The organism is Streptomyces sp. NPDC037100 (genome assembly GCF_055606225.1).
In genome coordinates, this window is the sequence record NZ_JBVJSX010000002.1 from 511,353 (window position 1) to 535,596 (window position 24,244).

At 71.5% G+C, this 24,244-nt stretch carries 26 protein-coding genes; 18 read left to right on the forward strand and 8 right to left on the reverse strand.

Annotated elements, in window-relative coordinates; translation table 11 throughout:
* The first annotated feature begins 128 nt into the window (after positions 1–128).
* Positions 129–257 carry a morphogenic membrane protein MmpB gene (gene mmpB, locus ACZ7EG_RS07445; protein ID WP_281262782.1) on the forward strand — a complete coding sequence of 43 codons (129 nt, stop codon included), beginning with the start codon at positions 129–131 and terminating at the stop codon, positions 255–257.
* A gap of 32 nt (positions 258–289) precedes the next feature.
* The gene (locus ACZ7EG_RS07450; RefSeq protein WP_471073635.1) at positions 290–910 is read left to right on the forward strand and encodes a Maf family protein; all 621 of its coding nucleotides are present in this window, start codon (positions 290–292) and stop codon (positions 908–910) included.
* Here the strand turns inward: ACZ7EG_RS07450 and ACZ7EG_RS07455 are convergent.
* Entirely contained in the window at positions 879–1,355 is a 477-nt protein-coding gene (locus ACZ7EG_RS07455; protein ID WP_471073638.1) for a hypothetical protein, read from the reverse strand. The two genes, ACZ7EG_RS07450 and ACZ7EG_RS07455, sit on opposite strands and share 32 nt — an antisense overlap.
* A gap of 368 nt (positions 1,356–1,723) precedes the next feature.
* Here ACZ7EG_RS07455 and ACZ7EG_RS07460 point away from each other — a divergent pair, with 368 nt between their 5' ends.
* Positions 1,724–3,496 (forward strand): acetyl/propionyl/methylcrotonyl-CoA carboxylase subunit alpha, encoded by a 1,773-nt coding sequence (locus ACZ7EG_RS07460; protein WP_471073641.1) that lies wholly within the window; start codon positions 1,724–1,726, stop codon positions 3,494–3,496.
* 128 nt (positions 3,497–3,624) lie between these two features.
* Here ACZ7EG_RS07460 and ACZ7EG_RS07465 read toward each other — a convergent pair whose 3' ends face one another.
* Both ACZ7EG_RS07465 and ACZ7EG_RS07470 read right to left on the reverse strand, forming a co-directional pair.
* A complete protein-coding gene (locus tag ACZ7EG_RS07465) occupies positions 3,625–4,611 on the reverse strand; it encodes a DeoR/GlpR family DNA-binding transcription regulator (protein WP_471073644.1) in 987 nt (328 codons plus the stop codon).
* Between the two features lie 165 nt (positions 4,612–4,776).
* The gene (locus ACZ7EG_RS07470) at positions 4,777–6,225 is read right to left on the reverse strand and encodes an NAD(P)H-quinone dehydrogenase (protein WP_471073647.1); all 1,449 of its coding nucleotides are present in this window, start codon (positions 6,223–6,225) and stop codon (positions 4,777–4,779) included.
* Positions 6,226–6,322: 97 nt separating this feature from the next.
* Here ACZ7EG_RS07470 and ACZ7EG_RS07475 point away from each other — a divergent pair, with 97 nt between their 5' ends.
* From ACZ7EG_RS07475 to ACZ7EG_RS07485, 3 genes are all read left to right on the forward strand, one after another.
* The gene (locus ACZ7EG_RS07475) at positions 6,323–6,760 is read left to right on the forward strand and encodes a gamma-glutamylcyclotransferase family protein (protein WP_033311347.1); all 438 of its coding nucleotides are present in this window, start codon (positions 6,323–6,325) and stop codon (positions 6,758–6,760) included.
* A gap of 107 nt (positions 6,761–6,867) precedes the next feature.
* Positions 6,868–7,692 (forward strand): purine-nucleoside phosphorylase, encoded by an 825-nt coding sequence (locus tag ACZ7EG_RS07480; RefSeq protein ID WP_471073651.1) that lies wholly within the window; start codon positions 6,868–6,870, stop codon positions 7,690–7,692.
* A gap of 474 nt (positions 7,693–8,166) precedes the next feature.
* Positions 8,167–9,813 carry a phospho-sugar mutase gene (locus tag ACZ7EG_RS07485; protein ID WP_471073654.1) on the forward strand — a complete coding sequence of 549 codons (1,647 nt, stop codon included), beginning with the start codon at positions 8,167–8,169 and terminating at the stop codon, positions 9,811–9,813.
* 196 nt (positions 9,814–10,009) lie between these two features.
* Here ACZ7EG_RS07485 and ACZ7EG_RS07490 read toward each other — a convergent pair whose 3' ends face one another.
* On the reverse strand, positions 10,010–10,723 hold the full coding sequence (locus ACZ7EG_RS07490; protein WP_471073657.1) for a PH domain-containing protein: 714 nt from the start codon (positions 10,721–10,723) through the stop codon (positions 10,010–10,012).
* A gap of 124 nt (positions 10,724–10,847) precedes the next feature.
* On the opposite strand from ACZ7EG_RS07490, the gene deoC reads away from it, so the two are divergent.
* From deoC to ACZ7EG_RS07510, 4 genes are all read left to right on the forward strand, one after another.
* Positions 10,848–11,810, forward strand: a complete 963-nt coding sequence (deoC, locus tag ACZ7EG_RS07495) for a deoxyribose-phosphate aldolase (RefSeq protein WP_471073660.1) — start codon at positions 10,848–10,850, stop codon at positions 11,808–11,810.
* 21 nt (positions 11,811–11,831) lie between these two features.
* Positions 11,832–13,289, forward strand: a complete 1,458-nt coding sequence (locus ACZ7EG_RS07500) for an aldehyde dehydrogenase family protein (RefSeq protein ID WP_471073662.1) — start codon at positions 11,832–11,834, stop codon at positions 13,287–13,289.
* The gene (locus tag ACZ7EG_RS07505; protein WP_471073665.1) at positions 13,290–14,180 is read left to right on the forward strand and encodes an aldehyde dehydrogenase family protein; all 891 of its coding nucleotides are present in this window, start codon (positions 13,290–13,292) and stop codon (positions 14,178–14,180) included.
* Between the two features lie 112 nt (positions 14,181–14,292).
* Positions 14,293–14,442, forward strand: coding sequence for a hypothetical protein (locus ACZ7EG_RS07510; protein ID WP_471073668.1), 150 nt, complete (start codon positions 14,293–14,295; stop codon positions 14,440–14,442).
* A gap of 1 nt (position 14,443) precedes the next feature.
* On the opposite strand, the gene ACZ7EG_RS07515 is transcribed toward ACZ7EG_RS07510, so the two are convergent.
* Positions 14,444–14,842: a hypothetical protein gene (locus ACZ7EG_RS07515; protein ID WP_471073671.1), complete on the reverse strand. Its 399-nt coding sequence runs from the start codon at positions 14,840–14,842 to the stop codon at positions 14,444–14,446.
* Between the two features lie 56 nt (positions 14,843–14,898).
* On the opposite strand from ACZ7EG_RS07515, the gene ACZ7EG_RS07520 reads away from it, so the two are divergent.
* Positions 14,899–15,603, forward strand: a complete 705-nt coding sequence (locus ACZ7EG_RS07520; protein ID WP_471073674.1) for a uridine kinase family protein — start codon at positions 14,899–14,901, stop codon at positions 15,601–15,603.
* Positions 15,603–16,406 carry a DUF4253 domain-containing protein gene (locus ACZ7EG_RS07525; protein WP_471073677.1) on the forward strand — a complete coding sequence of 268 codons (804 nt, stop codon included), beginning with the start codon at positions 15,603–15,605 and terminating at the stop codon, positions 16,404–16,406. Before ACZ7EG_RS07520 ends, ACZ7EG_RS07525 begins: the two co-directional genes overlap by 1 nt.
* Positions 16,407–16,676: 270 nt before the next feature.
* Here the strand turns inward: ACZ7EG_RS07525 and ACZ7EG_RS07530 are convergent, their stop codons facing one another.
* On the reverse strand, positions 16,677–17,471 hold the full coding sequence (locus tag ACZ7EG_RS07530) for a SigE family RNA polymerase sigma factor (RefSeq protein WP_471073680.1): 795 nt from the start codon (positions 17,469–17,471) through the stop codon (positions 16,677–16,679).
* A 239-nt stretch (positions 17,472–17,710) separates the two neighbouring features.
* Here ACZ7EG_RS07530 and afsQ1 point away from each other — a divergent pair, with 239 nt between their 5' ends.
* The 5 genes from afsQ1 (at position 17,711) to ACZ7EG_RS07555 (ending at position 21,553) form a co-directional block, all read left to right on the forward strand.
* On the forward strand, positions 17,711–18,388 hold the full coding sequence (gene afsQ1, locus ACZ7EG_RS07535; protein ID WP_053675520.1) for a two-component system response regulator AfsQ1: 678 nt from the start codon (positions 17,711–17,713) through the stop codon (positions 18,386–18,388).
* Positions 18,385–19,989, forward strand: coding sequence for an ATP-binding protein (locus tag ACZ7EG_RS07540; protein ID WP_471073683.1), 1,605 nt, complete (start codon positions 18,385–18,387; stop codon positions 19,987–19,989). Before afsQ1 ends, ACZ7EG_RS07540 begins: the two co-directional genes overlap by 4 nt.
* Positions 19,986–20,606, forward strand: a complete 621-nt coding sequence (locus tag ACZ7EG_RS07545; protein WP_471073686.1) for a hypothetical protein — start codon at positions 19,986–19,988, stop codon at positions 20,604–20,606. Before ACZ7EG_RS07540 ends, ACZ7EG_RS07545 begins: the two co-directional genes overlap by 4 nt.
* An 86-nt stretch (positions 20,607–20,692) precedes the next feature.
* On the forward strand, positions 20,693–21,277 hold the full coding sequence (locus ACZ7EG_RS07550) for a VanZ family protein (protein WP_471073689.1): 585 nt from the start codon (positions 20,693–20,695) through the stop codon (positions 21,275–21,277).
* 63 nt (positions 21,278–21,340) lie between these two features.
* Positions 21,341–21,553 carry a PspC domain-containing protein gene (locus tag ACZ7EG_RS07555; protein ID WP_403579581.1) on the forward strand — a complete coding sequence of 71 codons (213 nt, stop codon included), beginning with the start codon at positions 21,341–21,343 and terminating at the stop codon, positions 21,551–21,553.
* Between the two features lie 125 nt (positions 21,554–21,678).
* Here the strand turns inward: ACZ7EG_RS07555 and ACZ7EG_RS07560 are convergent, their stop codons facing one another.
* Together ACZ7EG_RS07560 and ACZ7EG_RS07565 are read right to left on the reverse strand one after the other, a co-directional pair.
* Positions 21,679–22,020, reverse strand: a complete 342-nt coding sequence (locus ACZ7EG_RS07560; RefSeq protein WP_471073693.1) for an ATP-binding protein — start codon at positions 22,018–22,020, stop codon at positions 21,679–21,681.
* 144 nt (positions 22,021–22,164) lie between these two features.
* On the reverse strand, positions 22,165–23,316 hold the full coding sequence (locus ACZ7EG_RS07565) for an adenosine deaminase (protein ID WP_471073696.1): 1,152 nt from the start codon (positions 23,314–23,316) through the stop codon (positions 22,165–22,167).
* A gap of 123 nt (positions 23,317–23,439) precedes the next feature.
* On the opposite strand from ACZ7EG_RS07565, the gene ACZ7EG_RS07570 reads away from it, so the two are divergent.
* Positions 23,440–24,198 carry an alpha/beta hydrolase gene (locus ACZ7EG_RS07570; protein WP_471073699.1) on the forward strand — a complete coding sequence of 253 codons (759 nt, stop codon included), beginning with the start codon at positions 23,440–23,442 and terminating at the stop codon, positions 24,196–24,198.
* Positions 24,199–24,244: the final 46 nt, after the last annotated feature.

The window sequence follows — 24,244 nt, forward strand, 5'->3', positions numbered from 1 at the left end:
TTCGTCTCCGCCCATGGACCAAACAACCCCCCGCTTCCCCCTCTCCGGGCGCTCCCCCGGCTCCGGGACGCGGAAGTTGAGTACCCGTACTCAGGCGATCAGGTGCAAGCCCGCCGCACGCTGGTGACATGCTGTGGTCCGACCCCGAGAACGAACCGCCCGAAGAACTGCGTGACATGCAGGTCATGCTGCGGCGGCTGAGCGTTCTCCTGGCCCTGGCCATGGTGCTGGCGATGATCGTGATCGGCGTGAGGTGAGACGCGCCGGGTGACGCCGATACGCTGAACGCATGACAGATCAGCCGCGCCGCCGACTCGTCCTCGCCTCCCAGTCCCCCGCCCGGCTCGGGCTGCTCCGCCAGGCCGGCCTCGCCCCCGAGGTGATCGTGAGCGGCGTCGACGAGGACGCCGTCACCGCTCCCACCCCCGCCGAGCTGGCGCTGGCCCTGGCCGAGGCGAAGGCCTCCGTCGTTGCGGCCCGGCCGGAGGTCAAGGGGGCGCTCGTCATCGGCTGCGACTCGGTGCTCGACCTGGACGGTCAGGCCCTCGGCAAGCCCGCCGACGCGGAGGAGGCCACCGCGCGCTGGAAGTCGATGCGCGGCCGGGCCGGCACCCTCCAGACCGGCCACTGCGTCTACGACACGCTCACCGGCCGGTACGTCTCGGCCACCGCGTCCACGGTCGTCCACTTCGGCGAGCCCACCGACGAGGAGATCGCCGCCTACGTCGCCTCCGGCGAACCCCTCTACGTCGCCGGGGCGTTCACCCTGGACGGCCGCTCGGCGCCGTTCATCGACGGCATCGACGGCGACCACGGCAACGTCATCGGCATCAGCCTCCCCCTGGTCCGGCGGCTGCTGGCCGGCCTGGGCGTCGGCATCACGGAGTTGTGGGCGCCGGCGGAGAAGTGACCGGGGACCCGTCGCCGCTCTTCCCGCCCCCGGGGGCGGCGTCGGCGGGCTCCGCCGGGCGGTCGTAGGTCATCAGCAGCAGCACGATCAGGGCGAGCACCAGTTCCATGAACAGGAACGCGGGCCAGCCGACGGGTCCCCAGGTGAACGCACCCAGCAGTGCGTGCACGACGGCAGCGCTGATCAGCAGCACGCGTCCGAAACCCGCCGGGGGCCGGTCCCGCAGCGCCACGAGCAGCGCGACCAGGCCGCACAGGGCGAAGTAGAGGCCGAAGGCGATCCCGCCGATCTTCGACGACACCGACATCATGTGCGGGTCCAGACCGGCCAGCGACATGTCCTGCCGGTCGACGACCATCCCCAGGAGCCAGTTGAGCGCCGCGATGCCGAACGCCTCCGCGAACAGCACCACCGCCACGACCCACGCCACCGGCCTGCGTATCACCGGGCCCACCCTCTTCCCTCTGAAGACATCGCGAACGCTACATGGGGGCACCCCCTGCTCGTCTGAGCTTGGGGGACGGTAAACCGGGGGACAAGGGTCCGGTAGCGGGCAAAGAATCATTGGGCCATTCGTAGGGACTCGACAAAGAAACCGAGTGGCCCGCAGCACGTGAAGACAGAGACCTTGACCACAGGAGACGGCTAGGGTTTCCCGCAGGAGTACTGCGTACCGCGGTGCGACAAGGGATTTCGCGGGTCGAGCGAGCCACGCATCACGCTCCGTGTGGGCAAGCTCACCACGGGGGACGGGTCGAAGTGTCGTGTCGGCTGTCCCTAAACTCGGCTTGTTTCAAGGAGGGAGCCTCAATCGTGCGCAAGGTGCTCATCGCCAACCGTGGCGAAATCGCTGTCCGCGTGGCCCGGGCCTGCCGGGATGCCGGTATCGCGAGCGTGGCCGTCTACGCCGACCCGGACCGGGACGCTCTGCATGTCCGCGCCGCGGATGAGGCGTTCGCCCTGGGCGGTGACACGCCGGGCACCAGCTACCTCGACATCGAGAAGGTGCTGGGCGCCGCCCGTGAGTCGGGCGCGGACGCGATCCATCCCGGCTACGGCTTCCTCTCCGAGAACGCCGAGTTCGCTCAGGCGGTCCTGGACGCGGGCCTGATCTGGATCGGTCCGCCGCCGCAGGCGATCCGCGACCTCGGTGACAAGGTCGCCGCCCGGCACATCGCGCAGCGCGCGGGCGCCCCGCTGGTGGCCGGCACGCCCGACCCGGTGTCCGGTGCCGACGAGGTCGTCGCGTTCGCCGAGCAGCACGGCCTGCCGATCGCGATCAAGGCCGCGTTCGGCGGTGGCGGTCGCGGTCTGAAGGTCGCCCGCACCCTCGAAGAGGTGCCGGAGCTTTACGACTCGGCGGTCCGTGAGGCCGTCGCCGCCTTCGGCCGGGGCGAGTGCTTCGTCGAGCGGTACCTGGACAAGCCGCGGCACGTGGAGACGCAGTGCCTGGCCGACCAGCACGGCAACGTGGTCGTCGTCTCCACCCGTGACTGCTCCCTGCAGCGCCGTCACCAGAAACTGGTGGAGGAGGCCCCGGCCCCCTTCCTGTCCGACGCGCAAATGGAGGAGCTGTACTCCGCCTCCAAGGCGATCCTGAAGGAGGCCGGCTACGTCGGCGCCGGCACGGTCGAGTTCCTCGTCGGCCTCGACGGCACGATCTCCTTCCTGGAGGTCAACACCCGTCTCCAGGTGGAGCACCCGGTCACCGAGGAGGTCGCCGGCATCGACCTCGTGCGCGAGATGTTCCGCATCGCCGACGGCGAGGAGCTCGGCTACGGCGACCCGGAGCTGCGCGGCCACTCCTTCGAGTTCCGCATCAACGGCGAGGACCCGGGCCGCAACTTCCTCCCGGCTCCCGGCACGGTCACGACGTTCGCCCCGCCGTCCGGCCCGGGTGTCCGTCTGGACGCGGGCGTGGAGTCCGGTTCGGTCATCGGCCCGGCGTGGGACTCCCTGCTGGCCAAGCTGATCGTCACCGGCCGCACCCGCAAGGAGGCCCTCCAGCGGGCCGCCCGTGCGCTGGAGGAGTTCCAGGTCGAGGGCATGGCGACGGCGATCCCGTTCCACCGTGCGGTGGTGAAGGACCCGGCGTTCGCGCCGGAGCTCACGGACTCGTCCGACCCGTTCACGGTGCACACCCGCTGGATCGAGACGGAGTTCGTCAACGAGATCAAGCCGTTCGCCGCGCCGGCCGACACGGACGCGGACGAGGAGCCGGGCCGCGAGACGGTCGTCGTCGAGGTCGGCGGCAAGCGCCTCGAGGTCTCCCTGCCGTCGTCGCTGGGCATGTCGCTGGCCCGTACGGGCCTCGCGGCCGGCGCCAAGCCGAAGCGCCGCGCGGCGAAGAAGTCGGGCCCCGCGGCGTCCGGTGACACCCTCGCCTCCCCGATGCAGGGCACCATCGTCAAGGTCGCCGTCGAGGAGGGCCAGGAGGTCAAGGAAGGCGACCTGGTCGTCGTCCTGGAGGCCATGAAGATGGAGCAGCCCCTCAACGCGCACCGTTCGGGCACGATCAAGGCCCTGAGCGCGGAAATCGGCGCGTCGGTGACGTCGGGCGCGGCGATCTGCGAGATCAAGGACTGACGCGCAGCCGGTAACGGACGAACCCTCCGGCGCGGCCCTCAAGAAGTCGGGGCCGCGCCGGAGGTGCACCCGGCAACGGGCATGCCTGCCACCGGAAGAGCAACCCGCGGCTCAGCCCACCGTCGACGTCAACGCCGTCGCAGGTCAGCCACCCGCGCCCGCTCCGCCCCGGGCCCCTGATCACCCAGCATCGATGCGGAGGCAGACCTCAACTGCCCCCCGCCCCCCGGCACCTGCCGCCGAGGCCCGGGCACCGGAACGTCTCGGCGCTGCTGACGCGCCGGGGCGGAATCACCCCCCGGGCCCCCCGCACCCGACCCGGCCGACCCCCCCTGCCCCCCGGTCACGGCAATCTGCACGCCCTGGTCGGCCAGCGCCTGGAGTTCCGTGGCCGCACGGTCGTCATGGGCGGGCGGCTCGTCCGTGACGAGGCGTGTGATGAGATCCGTGGGCACGGTCTGGAACATGGTGTCGGTTCCGAGCTTCGTGTGGTCGGCGAGCACCACCACTTCCGCCGCGGCCTGCACCAGCGCCCGGTCGACGGACGCCGACAGCATGTTGGACGTGGACAGCCCGCGCTCGGCGGTCAGCCCCGCCCCGGACAGGAACGCCCGCGACACCCGCAGCCCGTGCAGGGACTGCTCCGCCCCGCTCCCGACCAGCGCGTAGTTCGAACCGCGGAGCGTACCGCCGGTCATCACGACCTCGACCCGGTTGGCATGGGCCAGCGCCTGGGCGACGAGGAGGGAGTTGGTGACGACGGTGAGCCCGGGCACCCGGGCGAGCCGGCGGGCCAGCTCCTGGGTCGTCGTACCCGCCCCGACCACGATCGCCTCTCCCTCTTCCACGAAGTTCGCGGCGAGGTCGGCGATGGCGGTCTTCTCGGCGGTCGCGAGATGAGACTTCTGCGGAAAGCCGGACTCCCGCGTGAAACCGCCCGGCAGTACCGCACCGCCGTGCCGGCGGTCGAGGAGTCCTTCTGCCTCCAGCGCGCGCACGTCCCGCCGTACGGTCACTTCGGAGGTCTGGACGACGCGGGCGAGCTCACGGAGCGACACGGCCCCGTTCGCTCGCACCATTTCGAGGATCAATTGGCGACGTTCTGCAGCGAACACGAAACTGACAGTAACGCCAGTGACCGTCTGCTTTCAGCAGTTTGCGCTGAATAGCAGAAGATGTTCGCACCCAGCGGCGGGAAGTGGTATAGGGCCTAGTCCCGCCGCCTATGCCGTACGAATGGTCGAACACTCCCCGTGACCAGCGAAGAGTCGGTTTCGGCCTCAGCCCTCGCCGTTCTCCTTGCGGGTGTGCAACTGCCGTGCCACCTCGGCGATCGAGCCCGACAGGGAGGGGTAGACGGTGAAGGCCTTCGCGATCTGTTCGACGGTCAGATTGTTGTCGACCGCGATCGAGATGGGGTGGATCAGTTCCGAGGCGCGAGGCGCCACGACGACACCGCCGACCACGATGCCCGTGCCCGGCCGGCAGAAGATCTTGACGAAGCCGTCGCGGATGCCCTGCATCTTGGCCCGCGGGTTGCGCAGCAACGGCAGCTTCACGACCCGGGCGTCGATCTTCCCGCCGTCCACGTCGGCCTGGGTGTATCCGACGGTGGCGATCTCCGGGTCGGTGAAGACGTTCGAGGAGACCGTCTTCAGGTTCAGCGGGGCCACGGCGTCGCCCAGGAAGTGGTACATGGCGATGCGGCCTTGCATGGCGGCCACGGACGCGAGGGCGAACACGCCGGTCACGTCACCGGCCGCGTACACGCCGGGAGCGGTCGTACGGGAGACCCTGTCGGTCCAGATGTGGCCGGACTCGCGCAGCCGGACGCCGGCGTCCTCCAGTCCCATGCCCGCGCTGTTGGGCACGGCACCGACGGCCATGAGGCAGTGCGACCCGGTGATGACCCGCCCGTCGGCGAGGGTCACCTCGACCCGGTCACCCACCCGCTTGGCGGACTGCGCGCGGGAACGCCCCATGACGTTCATGCCGCGCCGCCGGAAGACGTCCTCCAGCACGGCCGCCGCGTCCGGGTCCTCGCCGGGCAGCACGCGGTCGCGCGACGACACGAGCGTCACCCTGGAACCCAGCGCCTGGTAGGCACCGGCGAACTCGGCGCCGGTCACACCGGACCCGACCACGATCAGCTCCTCGGGGAGCTCGTCGAGGTCGTACACCTGGGTCCAGTTCAGGATCCGCTCGCCGTCCGGCTGGGCGTCGGGCAGCTCACGAGGATGTCCACCGGTCGCGATGAGCACGGCGTCCGCCGTCAGGGTCTCCTCGCTCCCGTCGGCGGCACGCACCACGACCTTGCGCGACCCGTCGAGCGCCTGCATGCCCTCCAGCCGCCCGCGCCCGCGCATGACGCGCGCCCCGGCACGGGTCACGGAGGCGGTGATGTCATGCGACTGGGCGAGCGCGAGACGCTTCACACGCCGGTTGACCTTCCCGAGGTCCACGCCCACCACCCGGGCGGCCTGCTCCACGTGCGGGGTGTCGTCGGCGACGATGATCCCCAGCTCCTCGTACGAGGAGTCGAAGGTGGTCATCACCTCGGCCGTGGCGATCAGGGTCTTCGACGGTACGCAGTCGGTGAGCACCGACGCCCCGCCCAGACCGTCGCTGTCGACGACGGTCACCTCCGCGCCGAGTTGAGCGGCGACCAGCGCCGCTTCGTATCCGCCGGGTCCGCCACCGATGATCACGATCCGAGTCACGTACTCCATTGTCCCGCACCGCTCAACCTGCCACCGCCCCGGGGCCCCGCCGATGCGCCTGTTGTTACGACAGTGACGCCGGGGCCGCCTGCCGTACCCTTCCCCCATGTCGCTCTACGCCGCGTACGCCGGCAACCTCGACGCGCGGCTGATGTCCCGCCGCGCCCCGCACTCGCCGCTGCGCGCCACCGGCTGGCTGAACGGATGGCGGCTGACCTTCGGCGGCGAGCACATGGGCTGGGAGGGCGCGCTGCCGACGATCGTGGAGGACCCGCTCTCCCAGGTCTTCGTCTCCCTGTACGACATCGCCCCGATGGACGAGGAGTCCCTCGACCGCTGGGAGGGCGTGGGCCTCGACATCTACCGCCGTACGCGCGTACGGGTCCACACCCTGGACGGTGAGGACACCGCCTGGGCCTTCGCCCTGAACGCCTACGAGGGCGGCCTGCCCTCCGCCCGCTACCTGGGCGAGATCGCCGACGCGGCCGAGTCGGCCGGTGCTCCCCACGACTACGTGATGGAGCTCCGCAAGCGCCCCTGCTGAGGGGCCGTCCGCGCGGGGCCGCCCGTCGGAAACGACAAGACAACGATCGCCACCCCGTGAGCTCCGCCATCTACGCGCGTAGGCAAACAGCGGCTACCCTCGTCGGCGTGAACGCATCTCTTCTTCCGGACGACATCCAGGGCGACCCTCACGCGGCCGCCGACGCCGCCGCGGCCCGCCTGCGCGAACTGACGGGCGCCGAGACCCACGACGTCGCCCTCGTGATGGGCTCCGGCTGGGCCCCGGCCGTGGACGCCCTGGGCGCCCCCGAGGCCGAGTTCCAGGTCACCGAGCTCCCCGGTTTCCCGCCGCCGGCGGTGGAGGGCCACGGGGGCAAGATCCGCTCGTACCGGATCGGCAACAAGCGCGCCCTGGTCTTCCTGGGCCGTACGCACTACTACGAGGGCCGCGGGGTGGCGGCGGTCGCCCACGGTGTCCGCACCGCGGTCTCGGCCGGCTGCAAGACGGTCGTCCTCACCAACGGGTGCGGCGGCCTGCGCGAGGGCATGCGCCCCGGCCAGCCGGTCCTCATCAGCGACCACATCAACCTCACCGCCACCTCCCCCATCATCGGCGCGAACTTCGTCGACCTCACCGACCTGTACTCCCCGCGTCTGCGGGCCCTGTGCAAGGAGGTCGACGCCACGCTGGAGGAGGGCGTCTACGCCCAGTTCCCCGGCCCGCACTACGAGACTCCGGCCGAGATCCGCATGGCCCGGGTCATCGGTGCGGACCTGGTGGGCATGTCGACGGTCCTCGAGGCGATCGCCGCACGCGAGGCGGGCGCGGAGGTCCTGGGTATCTCCCTCGTCACCAACCTGGCGGCGGGCATGACGGGCGAGCCCCTGAACCACGAGGAGGTCCTCCAGGCGGGCCGCGACTCCGCCGCGCGCATGGGATCCCTGCTCGCGCAGGTCCTGGACCGCCTGTAAGAAGGCTTCGCGGCCGGCAAGGCTGCGCCTGTCGTCCGGCGGCTGCGGGCCCGTAGTGGCTGGTCGCGCGGTTCCCCGCGCCCCCAGGGGGTCGCAGTCGCCCTGCGCGACCCGCAATCCGCGGCCGCCCGCAGCCGCCCCAAGGGGCCGTGACCGCGTTCGCGACAGCGGCATGGGACGAGCCGGCACCCGCCGGACGACGCAAGGGGACGTGTCGGGGGGCGTCCGCCCGCAGCGGTTGGTGCGTCAACGGGGGGGGCAGTCGGCACGCAACCCCATCGCGCCGTTCCGAGGACGGACACCCCCGCGGCCCCGACCCCCACCCGGCGCAAGGCGAAAGACGCGCACCCCCACCACTCTCGCCGCCGCAGACCCCTGCAGACTCCCGCAGACAGTTACTGGACACCTCAGACCCCACAGGCCGCCGCAGACCGCCGCACACCCACACCACACCGGAGAGGCTGACCCCACACCGTGCACGAAGAACTCATCGCACAGGCCCAGGCGTGGCTCACCGAGGACCCCGACCCGGACACCCGCACCGAACTGGCCCGCCTCATCGACGCCCGGGACCACACCGAACTCGCCGCCCGCTTCAGCGGCACGCTCCAGTTCGGCACCGCCGGCCTCCGCGGCGAACTCGGCGCCGGCCCCATGCGCATGAACCGCTCGGTCGTCATCCGCGCCGCCGCCGGCCTCGCCGCGTACCTCAAGAAGCAGGGCCACGACAACGGTCTCGTCGTCATCGGCTACGACGCCCGCCACAAGTCCCACGACTTCGCCCAGGACACCGCCGCCGTCATGACCGGCGCGGGCCTGCGCGCGGCCGTCCTCCCCCGCCCCCTGCCGACCCCCGTGCTCGCCTTCGCGATAAGGCACCTCGGCGCGGTCGCGGGCGTGGAGGTCACCGCCAGCCACAACCCGCCCCGCGACAACGGCTACAAGGTCTACCTCGGCGACGGCTCGCAGATCGTCCCCCCGGCGGACGTCGACATCGCGGCGGAGATCGCCGCCGTCCCGTCCCTCACCACCGTCCGGCGCCCCACCGAAGGCTGGGACACCCTCGACGACAGCGTCCTCGACGCCTACCTCGCCCGCACCGACGCCGTCCTGTCCGAGGGCTCCCCCCGCACGGCCCGCACGGTGTACACGGCGATGCACGGCGTCGGCAAGGACGTCCTCCTGGCCGCTTTCGCCCGTGCCGGCTTCCCGGAGCCGGTCCTCGTCGCGGAGCAGGCCGAACCCGACCCGGAGTTCCCGACCGTCGCGTTCCCCAACCCGGAGGAACCCGGCGCGATGGACCTGGCCTTCGCGACGGCCCGCGCCGGTGAGACCGCCCCGGACCTGATCATCGCCAACGACCCGGACGCGGACCGCTGCGCCGTCGCCGTACAGGACGCCACAGACGGCACAGACTGGCGCATGCTGCGCGGCGACGAGGTCGGTGCCCTGCTCGCCGCCCATCTGGTCCGCCGCGGAGCGACCGGCACCTTCGCGGAGTCGATCGTCTCGTCGTCCCTCCTCGGCCGGATCGCCGAGAAGGCGGGCCTCCCCCACGTCGAGACCCTCACCGGCTTCAAGTGGATCGCCCGCGCCGAGGGCCTGCGCTTCGGCTACGAGGAGGCCCTCGGCTACTGCGTGGACCCCGACGGCGTACGCGACAAGGACGGCATCACCGCCGCGCTGCTGATCACGGAACTGGCCTCCCAGCTCAAGGAGGAGGGCCGCACGCTCCTCGACCTGCTGGACGACCTGGCGGTGGAGCACGGCCTGCACGCGACGGACCAGCTCTCGGTCCGCGTGGAGGACCTCTCCCTCATCGCCGCCGCGATGCGCCGCCTGCGCGAACAGCCCCCGACGGAACTGGCCGGCCTGCCGATCACCCGTACCGACGACCTCACCAAGGGCACGGCCGGCCTCCCGCCCACGGACGGTCTGCGCTACACCCTGGACGGCGCGCGGGTGATCGTCCGCCCGAGCGGTACGGAGCCGAAGCTGAAGTGCTATCTGGAGGTCGTGATCCCGGTCGGGTCGCACAAGGACCTTCCAGAAGCCCGCGCGAAGGCCACGGCGCTGCTGGAGTCGATCAAGCGCGACCTGTCGACGGCGGCGGGCATCTGAGGCCGAGGACCCGCACCACCGCCCCCCGCCGAGGGCTCAGGAACTCTTCCGGGCGGCCTCCCGCCGCTGCCGCGTGCCGAGAGGCGCCCGGGAGAGGTCCTCGGCGGTGGACCTGAGGTTGACTCGGAAGGTACGGGTGCTCATGCCCCGAACCCAGGCGCGGGGATCGCACCGCCTCCACCGCTTTTCGCGGCGGTCAGCCCATCACCACCAGGATCAACACGAGGACCGCCCCGGCGACGGCCGGCGCCAGCACCTCGTAGGCCCACCGCACGGTCACTGCTCCCTGCGCCGACTCCGCCTGGTGCCGCGCATCGCGCAGCCCGCGCAGCTCGTCCATGATCCGGTCGGTCTCGGCCCGGACGGGCCCCTCGGGAACGGAATCCCCGCCGAGGCCGTCGCCCAGGCCCGCCCGCATCCCGAGCGCACTGCCGCGGCCCTCGTCCCGGCCCATCTCCCGGCGTGCCTGCGCCGTCGCCCGCATCTCGCGTCGCGCGGCCTTCTTGCGCGCACGCAGCGAGACGGGCACGGCCCACAGCTGGTACTTCGTACCGGACTCGGTGAGGACCTCGTTCGAGTAGGCGGAGCGCAGCGAGGCGACCTGGCCCCAGGGCACGACGACGAGCCGGAAGGGGTTGCGGATCCGCAGCCGGTCGTCGCCGGCGTACACGGCCGGCCGCAGGGTGAAGGCGACGACCAGCGGCGCGACGAGGAGCAGCACGGCGAGCGCGAGCCACGGCGTGCGCCCCTCCCCGGAGAGCGCCGCGTCGATACCGAGCCACCCGGCGATGGCGAGCAGCAGCACGCCACCGGCGATGGCCGGGACCGACCGGTACACCCGGTCCTTGTACTCGGAGTACTCGGATTCCGAGGGCTGCGGTGCCGGCGGCTGGGGTTCGGGGCTCGTCATGTCTCGATTCTGCCGGACCCTTCCGCGCGTCCCTCATCCGCCCGAGGGCAAGCGTCGGATCCGCCCGGGAGAGAACCGGGGACTGTACAGCCGCTACGCGCGTAGATATGCTCGTCTGGTGACCATGCCCAGTTCTGCACTCACCGCAGCTCACCCCCTCAAGGACGTCGCCGCGTCCGACAGCGCGCTGCGCCGCTTCCTCCACGGGCTCCCCGGCGTCGACGCGGTCGGACTCGAGGGCCGCGCGGCCTCCCTCGGCACCCGTTCGATCAAGACGACCGCCAAGGCGTATGCCATCGACCTCGCCATCTCGATGGTCGACCTGACGACGCTGGAAGGCGCGGACACCCCGGGCAAGGTCCGGGCGCTCGGCGCGAAGGCGGTCAAGCCCGACCCGACGGACCGTACGACGCCCGCCACCGCGGCGGTCTGCGTCTACCCCGACATGGTGGCCGTGGCCAAGGAGGCCGTCGCCGGCTCCGGCGTGAAGGTCGCCTCGGTGGCCACGGCGTTCCCGGCCGGACGCGCCGCGCTCGACGTCAAGCTGGCCGACGTGCGCGACGCGATCGCCGCCGGTGCCGACGAGATCGACATGGTCATCGACCGCGGGGCGTTCCTCGCGGGTCGATACTTGAAGGTGTACGACGAGATCACCGCCGTGAAGGAGGCGTGCGGGACCTCCGCGCGCCTGAAGGTCATCTTCGAGACCGGCGAGCTCTCGACGTACGACAACATCCGCCGCGCGAGCTGGCTCGGCATGCTGGCGGGCGCGGACTTCATCAAGACCTCCACCGGGAAGGTCGCCGTCAACGCGACCCCGGCGAACACGCTGCTCATGCTGGAGGCGGTGCGGGACTTCCGCGCGCAGACCGGCATCCAGGTCGGTGTGAAGCCGGCCGGCGGCATCCGCACCTCCAAGGACGCCATCAAGTTCCTCGTGCTGGTCAACGAGACCGCGGGCGCGGACTGGCTGGACAACCACTGGTTCCGCTTCGGCGCCTCCTCGCTGCTGAACGACCTGCTGATGCAGCGGCAGAAGCTGGCCACCGGCCGCTACTCCGGTCCCGACTACGTGACGGTGGACTGAGACCTCATGACTATGGAAAACGTGTCTTCGGTATTCGAATACGCCCCGGCTCCCGAGTCGCGCGCGATCGCCGACATCGCTCCCTCGTACGGCCTGTTCATCGACGGCGAGTTCGTCGAAGCGGCGGACGGCAAGGTCTTCAAGACCGTCTCCCCGTCCACCGAGGAGGTCCTCTCCGAGGTCGCCCGGGCCGGTTCCGAGGACGTCGACCGCGCGGTGAAGGCCGCGCGCCGGGCCTTCGAGAAGTGGTCGGCGCTCCCGGGCGCGGAGCGCGCGAAGTACCTCTTCCGCATCGCCCGCATCATCCAGGAGCGCTCCCGCGAGCTCGCCGTCCTCGAGACCCTGGACAACGGCAAGCCGATCAAGGAGACCCGCGACGCGGACCTGCCCCTGGTCGCCGCGCACTTCTTCTACTACGCGGGCTGGGCCGACAAGCTCGACCACGCCGGCTTCGGCGCGAACCCGAGGCCCCTCGGTGTGGCGGGCCAGGTCATCCCCTGGAACTTCCCCCTCCTGATGCTGGCGTGGAAGATCGCCCCGGCGCTGGCGACCGGCAACACGGTCGTGCTGAAGCCGGCCGAGACCACCCCTCTCTCGGCGCTGTTCTTCGCGGACATCTGCCGCCAGGCGGGCCTGCCCAAGGGCGTCGTCAACATCCTCCCGGGCTACGGCGACGCCGGCGCCGCGCTGATCGCCCACCCCGATGTGAACAAGGTCGCCTTCACCGGCTCCACGGCCGTCGGCAAGGAGATCGCCCGCACGGTCGCCGGGACCCGCAAGAAGGTCACGCTGGAACTGGGCGGCAAGGGCGCCAACATCGTCTTCGACGACGCCCCCATCGACCAGGCCGTCGAGGGCATCGTCAACGGCATCTTCTTCAACCAGGGCCAGGTCTGCTGCGCGGGCTCCCGCCTGCTGGTCCAGGAGTCGATCCAGGAGGAGCTCCTGGACTCCCTCAAGCGCCGCCTGTCGACGCTGCGCCTCGGCGACCCGCTGGACAAGAACACCGACATCGGCGCGATCAACTCCGAGGAGCAGCTCACCCGCATCACTTCGCTCGTCGAGGAGGGCGAGGCGGAGGGCGCCGAGCGCTGGTCGCCGGCGTGCGAACTGCCGGAGAGCGGCTACTGGTTCGCCCCGACGCTGTTCACGAACGTCACCCAGGCGCACCGGATCGCCCGCGACGAGATCTTCGGCCCGGTGCTGTCGGTGCTGACCTTCCGCACACCGGACGAGGCGGTCGCCAAGGCCAACAACACCCCGTACGGCCTGTCCGCCGGCATCTGGACGGAGAAGGGCTCGCGCATCCTGGCGGTCGCGAACAAGCTCCGCGCGGGGGTCGTCTGGTCCAACACGTTCAACAAGTTCGACCCGACGTCGCCGTTCGGCGGTTACAAGGAGTCGGGCTTCGGCCGCGAGGGCGGCCGCCACGGCCTGGAGGCGTACCTCGCCCCGTCGAGCCCGGAGGGCGAGCGTTAAATGAATGCAGTTGATCGGCTCAACGTCCTGAAGACCTACAAGCTGTACGTCGGCGGGAAGTTCCCGCGTTCCGAGAGCGGCCGGGTGTACGAGGTGACCGACGCAAAGGGCAAGTGGCTGGCCAACGCCCCCCTGTCCTCCCGCAAGGACGCCCGGGACGCGGTCGTCGCGGCCCGCAAGGCGTTCGGCGGCTGGTCCGGGGCGACGGCGTACAACCGCGGCCAGGTGCTCTACCGCGTGGCCGAGATGCTGGAGGGACGCCGGGACCAGTTCGTGCGCGAGGTGGCCGAGGCGGAAGGGCTGTCGAAGTCCAAGTCCGCGGCGGTCGTGGACGCGACGATCGACCGCTGGGTCTGGTACGCGGGGTGGACCGACAAGATCGCCCAGGTGGTCGGCGGCGGCAACCCGGTCGCGGGCCCGTTCTTCAACCTGTCCTCACCCGAGCCGACGGGCGTGGTCGCCGTCCTGGCGCCGCAGGAGTCGTCGTTCCTGGGCCTGGTGTCGGTGCTCGCCCCGGTGATCGCGACGGGCAACACGGCGGTCGTGGTGGCGAGCGAGAAGTCCCCGCTGCCCGCCCTGTCCCTGGCCGAGGTCCTGGCCACCTCGGACGTCCCCGGCGGCGTGGTCAACGTCCTGTCGGGCCGTACGGCCGAGATCGCGACCCCGCTGGCGTCCCACCAGGACGTCAACGCGATCGACCTCGCGGGTGCCGATGAGGTGCTGGCGAAGGAACTGGAGATCGCGGCGGCCGACAATCTGAAGCGGGTCGTCCGTCCACAGCCTGTGGATTACACGCAGACACCCGGCATCGACCGCATGACCGCCTTCCTGGAGACCAAGACGGTCTGGCACCCCACGGGGTCACTGGGCGCGTCGGGCTCCTCGTACTAGCCCGCCCCCTCATACGGAAGCCCCGGCCCTCCTCCGTCCAGGAGGCCCGGGGCTTCTCCGCGCCCGCTCCGCCTCAGATCCCGAGGCGCTGCCCGAGCTGACACCCGGACTGTTGACGGACCTGCCGGAACCGGTCCAGGACGCGTTCCGGTCCGGTGTGGTGGACGGCCTGCACGGTGTCGCGCTCGGCAAGGCCGTGCTGTGCGCCGTGGCGTTCGCGGTGGCGTCGCTGGTCCGGGAGATCCCGTTGCGAGGGCGGTGAGTTACCGCGAGAGCGGCTCGATCAGGCGCTTCACCACCGGGATGCCCCCGATCGACGGCGCCTGGGCCACCGGCCCCGTCACCTCGCGGGACGTCATCGGCTTGAAGTCGGCGACCTCGGTTCCGACGCTGTTGTCGAGCGGGTCGACTCCCGTGCCGGCGAGGGGGTTGGGCTTGAGGCCCGTGACCGTGCCGGTGGCGTAGGCGAGGGTGTCGCCCGCCGCCTGGAGGCCGGCCCGGGGGTCGGTCTTCCCCACAGAGGTGTGCACCACATCCAGGACCGAGCCGGTGCCCGCCGCGGCCGCCGTCGCCGCACCCGCTCCCAGCGCCACGCCCGCGGTCGCGAGGACGGCCAGGGCGCGCTGGGCGGTCGGCTTCATGGGTGAGTCGTGTCGGGCCATCACTGCCACCTTTTGACGCTGTGGGTAATCGGAACGACACGAAGGGTAGTTGAGATGTGACGCGCGCATCAAAGCCGACCCGCGGGGTCGTACGGCCCCCGGTCGATGCCTCACACTGGTGTCCCGTGAGTTCTCCTCTGCCCATACCGACGCGAGTCGTGCTGCTCTGCGGCCCTTCCGGCTCCGGCAAGTCCCTCCTCGCGGCCCGCTCCGGTCTCCCGGTGCTGCGGCTCGACGACTTCTACAAGGAGGGCGACGACCCGACACTGCCCCTGGTGGCGGGGAGCTCCGACATCGACTGGGACCACCCGGACTCCTGGGACGCGGACACCGCCGTCGCCGCGATCACCGACCTGTGCCGCACGGGCCGTACGGAGATTCCCGTCTACGACCTCTCGCTCAGCGCCCGCACCGGCGACGAGACGGTCGACATCGGACGGACCCCGCTGTTCATCGCTGAGGGCGTCTTCGCCGCGGAGATCGTCACGCGCTGCCGTGAACTCGGCGTCCTCGCCGACGCGCTGTGCCTGAGCCGGGGCCCGGTGAAGACGTTCCGCCGCCGCTTCCTGCGGGACCTGAAGGAGGGCCGCAAGTCGGTGCCGTTCCTGCTGCGCCGCGGCTGGCGGCTGATGCGGCAGGAGCGCACGATCGTCGCCCGCCAAACGTCGCTGGGCGCGCACGCCTGCGACCGCGACGAGGCGATGGGCCGGCTGGCGGCAGCGGCGGCCGGCCGGTGCGCGGGGCTGGGCACGGCGGCCTGATGCCCCGGGCGGACGCCGGAGCCGCCCTCGCGGCCGAGCTGGGCGCGCGGGCGGAGGACGTCCAACGGGTGCGCACCCCGCGCGGGGGCACCCTCCTGGGCTTCCGGTGCGCGTCGGACGCGTGCCTGGACGTGTGGCGGCGCGCCCGTGAGCGCCACCCGGCCACGGGGTGGTGGCCGTTCATCACCCACACCCCTCCGTCGGACTGGGAGTGGGCGGAACTGCCGGGCGGCAGTCACCGCGGCGAGACGGACGTGCCGTTCATCGCCGGACTGGTGGAGCTTCAGGCGGGGGAGCTGCTCCAGGAGGCGGAGACGTTCCGGCCACCGACGGGACACCTCCCCGTGCGGGACCTGGACGACCTGGCCCGACGTCTCACCGCCACCGTTCCGCACCCCGCGCCGCCCCGCCCCGCGGAAACACGCCTCGCCACCTTCTCCGTGGGGCCCCCGGAGTGGATCTGTCTCGTCCCCACCGATGACCCGGCCGGCCTGCCGGAACTCCTGGACGCACCCGACACACCGAACCACACCCCGTTCCCCGGCCGGGAGTCCCTCTCCTACCAGGATCACGCCGACGTCCTGCGCGAGTGGCACGACCGGTTCGGGGCCGAGATCTGCTACCTCGACACCGACGCGCTCCTGCTGTCGGTCGGGAGTCCTCCTACGGATCCGCTCCAGGCGGCGCGGGTCGCGATCGAGCAGTACGCGTACTGCCCCGACTTCGACCAGCTCATCGGCGGGCTGCCGGAGATCGCCGCTCACCAGGCGCCGGCACCGTTCTGGCTCTTCTGGTGGGACTGAGCCGCCCGGCGGGCGAGGGGAGCACACGGCACGAAAAGCGGGACTGGACGGCCCCCCCGGCCCTCCAGTCCCGCTTCCGTACTCCCCCGTTGTCCTCCCCCGAGTCCCCCGCTCTCCCGCGATGACGCCCCCGGCGTCCCCGCAGTCCCCCACTCTCCCGCGATGACGCCCCCCGGCGTCCCCGCAGTCCCCCACTCTCCCGCGAAGACGCCCCCCAGCGTCCCTGCAGTTCCCCCGTGGGCCCCCTTGTGGTGCTCCCCCCCCCGACCTTCAGGCGACGAGCTCGCCGAAGGCGTCCTCCTCGTCACGGCCGAAGCTGAGGACCTCGTCCTCGCGCAGCCGGCGGAGCGACCGCCAGATGCTGGACTTCACCGTGCCGACACTGATGTCGAGGATCTCCGCGATCTCCGGGTCCGTGCGGCCCTCGTAGTAGCGCAGGACCAGCATGGTGCGCTGGAGTTCGGGCAGCCGGGCCAGCGCCTGCCACAGGACCGCGCGCAGCTCGGTGCCGCGCATCGCGTCCGTGTCACCGGGCGTCTCCGGCAGTTCCTCGGTCGGGTATTCGTTGAGCTTGCGGCGCCGCCAGGCGCTGATGTGCAGGTTGGTCATGGTGCGGCGGAGGTATCCGCCGACCGCGGCCTTGTCGCTGATCCGGTCCCACGCCTTGTACGTCGAGAACAGCGCGCTCTGCAGCAGGTCCTCGGCCTCGAAGCGGTCACCGGTGAGGTGGTAGGCGGTTGCGTACAGGGAGGCGCGGCGCTCCTGGACGTAGGCGGTGAACTCCGCCTCCGCCGGCGAGCGGCGCTCCCCCGAGCCCTCCCCGTACGCGGCTCCCCCGTGAGCCTCCCCCGTTCCCTTGTTCTCCCCCGTGTGCGCGTCAACCACCGTCATGAACACGGTGTGCTGACGCCCGGTACCGCGAGCGCACCCCCGCCCTCCCCCGAGCTCTCGGCTGCGCTCGAGCAGGGAGGCACCCCCATCGGCCCCGGACTTCTCGGAAACCCTGTGCACGTCGTGCAGACGCGTGACAACTGCGCTGGTGCTGATGCCGTGCAGCGTGTTCATCTCGCGCCCCCCGTCGTGGACTTCCGATGTGCGGCCCGCCTGTTCGGGCGGGCTTCCTTGCCTGTGCCGAAAAGATTGCCGCGGCACTTTCATGGCCGTGTCCGCCGACTGTCACAGACCTGTCACAGGGGTCCGCCACAGGCCGGCCACAGGCCGTGCACACGCCTCGGCGGTACCCGCCCGCACCGACTGGGCCCCAGCGGTCGAACCCCGACCCCTCCATGGGCCAGAATGAGCGCGTGCCTTCCCTGTTGCTGATCGAGGACGACGACGCCATCCGGACGGCCCTGGAGCTCTCACTGACGCGCCAGGGCCATCGCGTGGCGACCGCTGCCAGCGGTGAGGACGGTCTGAAGCTGCTCCGTGAGCAGCGGCCGGATCTGATCGTGCTGGACGTGATGCTGCCCGGCATCGACGGGTTCGAGGTGTGCCGGCGCATCCGGCGCACGGACCAGTTGCCGATCATCCTGCTGACCGCGCGCAGCGACGACATCGACGTGGTGGTCGGCCTGGAGTCCGGCGCCGACGACTATGTCGTCAAACCGGTGCAGGGACGGGTGCTCGACGCCCGGATCCGGGCCGTGCTGCGGCGCGGCGAGCGGGAGTCGAACGACGCGGCGAGCTTCGGCAGCCTCGTCATCGACCGCTCGGCGATGACCGTGACGAAGAACGGCGAGGACCTCCAGCTCACGCCGACCGAGCTGCGGCTGCTGCTGGAGCTGAGCCGGCGGCCGGGCCAGGCGCTGTCCCGGCAGCAACTGCTGCGGCTGGTGTGGGAGCACGACTACCTGGGCGACTCGCGTCTCGTGGACGCCTGCGTGCAGCGGCTGCGTGCCAAGGTCGAGGACGTGCCGTCGTCCCCGACGCTGATCCGTACCGTGCGGGGTGTCGGCTACCGGCTGGACGCGCCTCAGTGACACAGGCGCACCAAGGGGGGGCCCGCGGCTGGACCGGGGCGCGCAAGGGAGTTCTGTCGCGGCTGCGCTTCACCAGCCTGCGGCTGCGGCTGGTCGTCGTCTTCGGACTGGTGGCCCTGACGGCCGCCGTGTCCGCGTCCGCCATCGCCTACTGGCTCAACCGCGAGGCCGTGCTCACCCGCACCCAGGACGCAGTGCTGCGGGACTTCGAGCAGGAGATGCAGAACCGGGCGGGCGCGCTGCCCGAGCGTCCCACGCAGGACGAGCTGCAGCACACCGCGGGCCAGATGGCGGGCAGCGACCAGCGCTTCAGCGTGCTGCTGGTCGGCCGCGACACCGAGGGCAGGACCGTCTACGGCAGCTCCGGCGGGCTGAACGGCTTCTCGCTGCAGGACGTGCCGAAGTCGCTGCGCACGGCGGTGAACAGGAAGCAGAAGGTCGACGGGGCCGACAAACGCCCGTACCACCTGTACTGGCAGCGGATAGTCGACCACGACACCCCGTACCTGGTGGCCGGTACGCGGGTGATCGGCGGCGGTCCGACCGGTTACATGCTCAAGTCGCTGGAGCCGGAGGCCAAGGACCTCAACTCGCTGGCCTGGTCGCTGGGCATCGCCACGGGGCTCGCTCTGATCGGCTCGGCGCTGCTGGCCCAGGCCGCGGCGACGACCGTGCTGAAGCCGGTGCAGCGGCTCGGGACGGCCGCGCGGCGGCTCGGCGAGGGCAAGCTCGACACCCGGCTGAGGGTGTCGGGGACCGATGAACTCGCCGATCTGTCGCGGACGTTCAACAACGCGGCCGAGGCGCTGGAGAAGCGGGTCGCCGACATGGCCGCGCGCGACGAGGCGTCCCGGCGGTTCGTGGCGGACATGAGCCACGAGCTGCGCACGCCGCTCACCGCGATCACCGCCGTGACGGAGGTGCTCGAGGAGGAGCTGGAGGCCGAGACCGGCAGCATGGACCCGATGATCGAGCCCGCCGTCCGGCTGGTGGTCAGCGAGACGCGGCGGCTGAACGACCTCGTCGAGAACCTGATGGAGGTCACGCGTTTCGACGCGGGCACCGCGCGGCTCGTCCTGGACGACGTCGACCTCGCCGACCAGATCACCGCCTGCATCGACGCCAGGGCCTGGCTGGACGCGGTCGAGCTGGACGCCGAGCGCGGCCTGCACGCCCGGCTGGACCCGCGCCGCCTGGACGTCATCCTGGCCAACCTCATCGGCAACGCGCTCAAGCACGGCGGCTCCCCGGTGCGGGTGTCCGTGCGGGAGGCGGACGACTCGATCGTCATCGCGGTGCGGGACCATGGGCCCGGCATTCCGGAGGACGTCCTGCCGCACGTCTTCGACCGCTTCTACAAGGCCAGCGCCTCCCGGCCGCGCTCCGAGGGCAGTGGCCTCGGGCTGTCCATCGCACTGGAGAACGCCCACATCCACGGCGGTGAGATCACCGCGGCCAACTCGCCCGACTCGGGCGCGGTGTTCACCCTGCGGCTGCCGCGCGGCACCTCCCCCGCGGAGGAGCAGCCCGCCGAGGACGAGCTGAGGCGGGAGAGCGGCACCGACCGGCCGCAGGGCGAGGACTCGAAGGGGGACGCATGATGACCGCGCGTCTGGCGGCCGTGTCCCGGCTGCTCGCCGTTCCGGCGCTCGCCGTGCTGCTGGCCGGCTGCGGGATCCGGGCCACGGAGGTGCCGACGAACTTCGGGCCCGCGCCCTCGCGGGTGCAGTGCTCCCTCGCCGAGTCGGACGTCTCCACCCAGGCCGCCCCAGGGTTGCCGGTGCAGGTGTTCCTGCTGTGCGGGTCCTCGCTGGTGACCGTCGACCGGACCGTGCGGGTCCCGGACGGCGCGGCCGACTCCGAGCGGCGCATGCTCGTCGCTCAGGGCCTGCTGGACCAGCTCGCCACACCGCCGTCGACCGCCGAGAAGGAAGCCGGCTACAGCACGGACGTCCGCGGCGGCATCACGGTCGGCCGGCCGCGCCCCGGCGACCCGGAGGACACACTGCGGCTGAGCACGGCACCGGCCGGCCTCACCTCGTACGCCCTCGCGCAGATCGTGTGCACCTTCTCCGACTCGGCCGCGGCCGAGGGCGACGGCTCGGTGGTCCTGGGCGGTCCCGGCTCCGAGGGCCCGCGCCGCTACGAGTGCACCGACGAGGTGCGGGCCCGGCCGGGCAGCACGGAACCGCCGTCGAAGGAAGCGGCCGGGGAGTGATCCGCCCGGGGCTGTGGCGTATGCCTCACAGGACCGACGGGGCCCATCCCGGAACCGAAGGCGCCGGAGGCCGCGTCTAGGGGGGCGTGCAGCGTCAAGGCTCCATCGGCGGCAGCGCCGCGTTCCGCATCCGTGTGACAGGAGGTGTCCTCCTCGTCGCACATCTGGCGTTCGTCGCCTGGTTCACGCTGCGGCCGCTGGACGTGCCCTGGGTGATGCCCGCCAATCTCCGGCCGTTCGCCGGCATCCGGGCCGATCTCGCCCTGGGCTGGCCCGAGGCGGCCCGCCGGATCGGGGAGGGGCTGGCCCTGCTCGCCCCGCTCGGTGTCCTGCTGCCGCTGGCGGGCGGCAGGCTGGTCGTCTCGCCGCTGGCGTCCCTGCTGCGCACCGTCGCGGCCGGGGCCCTGCTCTCCTGGGGCATCGAACTGCTGCAGACCGGCGTGCCCGGTCAGGTCGTCGACGTCGACTCGCTGTTGCTGAACACCGTGGGCGTGGCCCTCGCGCATCTCGCGCTGGTCCCGGCGGGCCGCTCCTGGCTGCGCCGCCGCAGCACCGCCCGGCTGCTGCGCACGCCCCTCCCCCCGGAGGAGCCGGCTCAGGGTCGGACCCCGACGATTCCCAGGGTCGGGATCGCCCCGTGGAGCGACGCTTTGCCCCCTTCGTCTCCGTAGCGTGGAGTGCAGATGGGGTACTCGGACGAGAGGCCTCACGCACCGAGACTGAAGGAGTCGCACATGTCCCGCCTCGCCCGCCCCACCCACGGCCGCATGATCGGCGGAGTGTGCGCCGCGCTGGCCCGGCGCTTCGGCACCTCCGCGACGACGATGCGGGTGATCTTCCTGATCTCGTGTCTGCTGCCCGGCCCGCAGTTCCTGCTGTACATCGCGCTGTGGATCCTGCTGCCCTCGGAGGACAAGACACACGGCAAGGCCCAAACGGCCTGGTAACGCCCGGGTGCGAGAACGCCGATGGGCGCACCCCGTGCGGGTGCGCCTCGTGCGCGACAACGCCGATGGGGCGCACCCCGTGCGGGTGCGCCCCATCGGCGTGTGCGTCCGCCTCGACGAGAGGGTCAGACGACCGGCACGCCGTTCACCGGCAGACCCTGCGTCGGGAGCCCGCCGAGCAGCTTGGCGGCCGGGCCGGTCGGGCCCTGGGCGAGCAGCTGCCCGGCGACCGGCTGGGCGGCGGCGAGACCGGTGCCGGCCAGGGTCTGCCCCTGGCCCACCGCCTCACCCGAGCCCGCCGGCAGCGTCTGGGAGAGCTGCTCCGCCGGGAGCACCGCGGTGACGGTCTCCAGCGTCTGGGCGGGCTCCGGGAGGGCCGGGGCGGCGTTGGCGGCACCCGCACCGGCGGCGGCGAAGGCGGCACCGAGAGCGGCGACACCGAGGGTCTTGGCAGCAGACTGCTTCATGAAATGCGTCCTCGTAACGGGATGACGGGTGTGAGCGGTTCAGCGACCGTAATCAGGCGGCCCCGTCCGCCGCAAACATCGAAATGCGGACGGCAGGTGAACACCGCCCGCATTCGCTGTGCGCCGAATACCCCTGAAGCAGCGCTAGGAGGCGTCAGAACCGCTGGTGGAAGCGGTCTGGCGGAACAGCCATTCGGATTTCAGCTCGGCATATCCGGGCTTGATCACGTCATTGATCATGGCCAGCCGTTCATCGAAAGGAATGAAAGATGATTTCATCGCATTGACGGAGAACCATTGCATGTCGTCGAGCGTGTAACCGAACGCCTCGACAAGGTGCTCGAATTCCCGGCTCATGCTGGTGTGGGACATCAGGCGGTTGTCCGTGTTGACCGTGGCCCGGAAGTGCAGCCGGCGCAGCAGACCGATGGGGTGCTCGGCGTACGAGGACGCGGCCCCGGTCTGCAGGTTGGAGCTCGGGCACAGCTCCAGCGGGATGCGCTTGTCCCGGACGTAGGAGGCGAGCCGCCCGAGTTCGACCCGGCCGTCCTCATGGACCTGGATGTCGTCGATGATCCGCACGCCGTGGCCGAGCCGGTCGGCGCCGCACCACTGCAGCGCCTGCCAGATGGAGGGCAGGCCGAAGGCCTCGCCGGCGTGGATGGTGAAGTGGTTGTTCTCGCGCTTGAGGTACTCGAAGGCGTCCAGGTGCCGGGTGGGCGGGTAGCCGGCCTCGGCACCGGCGATGTCGAAGCCGACGACTCCCAGATCGCGGTGACGGTTGGCGAGTTCGGCGATCTCCAGGGCACGGGCCGCGTGCCGCATGGCGGTGAGCAGCGCGCCGACGCGGATGCGCAGGCCGTTCTCCCGCGCGCGCCGCTCCCCTTCCCTGAAGCCCTCGTTGACGGCCTCGACGACCTCTTCGAGCGTGAGGCCGCCCTCCAGGTGCTGCTCGGGGGCGTAGCGCACCTCGGCGTAGACGACGCCGTCCGCGGCCAGGTCCTCGGCGCACTCGGCGGCGACCCGGACCAGGGCGTCACGGGTCTGCATGACGCCGACGGTGTGCGAGAACGTCTCCAAGTACCGTTCCAGGGAACCGGAGTCGGCGGCCTCGCGGAACCACACGCCGAGTTTCTCGGGGTCGGTGTCGGGGAGCTGGGTATAGCCGCAGGCGCGGGCGAGTTCGACGATCGTGCCGGGGCGCAGACCGCCGTCGAGGTGGTCGTGCAGCAGAACCTTGGGTGCCCGGCGGATCTGGTCCGGTGTCGGGGTGTTCGCAATGGTCTGGCTCGTCATTTCCGCACTGTAACTCCTACGCGCGTAGACGGCGCGTTTCCGGACGCTTGACGTTTTCGTCGATACGTAACGGTGACCCCGAGGACGGGTCGAGTACACCCACGCTTCTGACACTGTTCTGTCATGGCACACCAAGCGACGCCGGTGCGCAGGGCCCGGCTGGGCAGGGCACTCGGTCCGGAACCGACGGCGGTGAGCGGCGTGGTGCTGCTGCTCCCCGGCGGCGACGAGGTCAGCGGCCGCAGACCGTCGCCCCTGGTGGCGGCCGCTTCCGTGCGTGCCGTCGGGCGCCGCCTGGCTCGCGCGGGCCGGGACGAGGGGCTCGCCGCGCACGTCGTGCACTACCGCTGCCGCGGCTGGAACGGCGACGAGGCCAATCTCGCGCAGGACGCGACCTGGGCGGCCGACGAGGTCGTGCGGCGGTACGGGGACGTCCCGGTCTGCCTCGTCGGCGTCGGGATGGGCGGCCGGGCGGGGCTGCGGGCGGCCGGGCACGAAGCCGTCAACTCCGTGCTGGCTCTTGCCCCCTGGCTGCCGGATGAGGATGCCGCGGCGCCACCCGAACCGGTGAAGCAGCTGGTCGGGCGCCAGGTGCTGATCGTGCACGGCACGAACGACGGGCGGACGGATCCCGAGCTGTCGTTCCGGCTGGCGGCACGGGCGAAGAAGGCGAACCGGGACGTGTGCCGGTTCGAAGTGCACGCGGACGGACACGGGTTGAGCCAGTACCGGGACGAAGTGCTGGCTCTGGCCGAGGACTTCGTGATGGGCGCGTTGTTCGGGCGGCCGGTGTCGCGGCCCGTGCGGGACGCGTTCGCCGCGCCGCCGCCGTTGGGGTTGCGGATGCCGTTGGCTGCGGGGTTCAGTCCTTCGCGACGGTAGCGCCGTAGGGGCACTTGTGGTCTCGGGTGCCGGTGCGTCGTGGCTG

Excerpts from the sequence above, each read along its gene's own strand:
- ACZ7EG_RS07505 (WP_471073665.1), top strand. The coding sequence starts at position 13,290 with ATGAATGCAGTTGATCGGCTCAACGTCCTGAAGACCTACAAGCTGTAC.
- ACZ7EG_RS07560 (WP_471073693.1), bottom strand. The coding sequence starts at position 22,020 with ATGAAGCAGTCTGCTGCCAAGACCCTCGGTGTCGCCGCTCTCGGTGCC.
- ACZ7EG_RS07545 (WP_471073686.1), top strand. The coding sequence starts at position 19,986 with ATGATGACCGCGCGTCTGGCGGCCGTGTCCCGGCTGCTCGCCGTTCCG.
- ACZ7EG_RS07555 (WP_403579581.1), top strand. The coding sequence starts at position 21,341 with ATGTCCCGCCTCGCCCGCCCCACCCACGGCCGCATGATCGGCGGAGTG.
- ACZ7EG_RS07450 (WP_471073635.1), top strand. The coding sequence starts at position 290 with ATGACAGATCAGCCGCGCCGCCGACTCGTCCTCGCCTCCCAGTCCCCC.
- ACZ7EG_RS07515 (WP_471073671.1), bottom strand. The coding sequence starts at position 14,842 with ATGGCCCGACACGACTCACCCATGAAGCCGACCGCCCAGCGCGCCCTG.
- mmpB (WP_281262782.1), top strand. The coding sequence starts at position 129 with ATGCTGTGGTCCGACCCCGAGAACGAACCGCCCGAAGAACTGCGTGAC.
- ACZ7EG_RS07570 (WP_471073699.1), top strand. The coding sequence starts at position 23,440 with ATGGCACACCAAGCGACGCCGGTGCGCAGGGCCCGGCTGGGCAGGGCA.
- ACZ7EG_RS07530 (WP_471073680.1), bottom strand. The coding sequence starts at position 17,471 with ATGAACACGCTGCACGGCATCAGCACCAGCGCAGTTGTCACGCGTCTG.
- ACZ7EG_RS07470 (WP_471073647.1), bottom strand. The coding sequence starts at position 6,225 with ATGGAGTACGTGACTCGGATCGTGATCATCGGTGGCGGACCCGGCGGA.
- ACZ7EG_RS07490 (WP_471073657.1), bottom strand. The coding sequence starts at position 10,723 with ATGACGAGCCCCGAACCCCAGCCGCCGGCACCGCAGCCCTCGGAATCC.
- ACZ7EG_RS07565 (WP_471073696.1), bottom strand. The coding sequence starts at position 23,316 with ATGACGAGCCAGACCATTGCGAACACCCCGACACCGGACCAGATCCGC.
- ACZ7EG_RS07525 (WP_471073677.1), top strand. The coding sequence starts at position 15,603 with ATGCCCCGGGCGGACGCCGGAGCCGCCCTCGCGGCCGAGCTGGGCGCG.
- deoC (WP_471073660.1), top strand. The coding sequence starts at position 10,848 with ATGCCCAGTTCTGCACTCACCGCAGCTCACCCCCTCAAGGACGTCGCC.
- ACZ7EG_RS07475 (WP_033311347.1), top strand. The coding sequence starts at position 6,323 with ATGTCGCTCTACGCCGCGTACGCCGGCAACCTCGACGCGCGGCTGATG.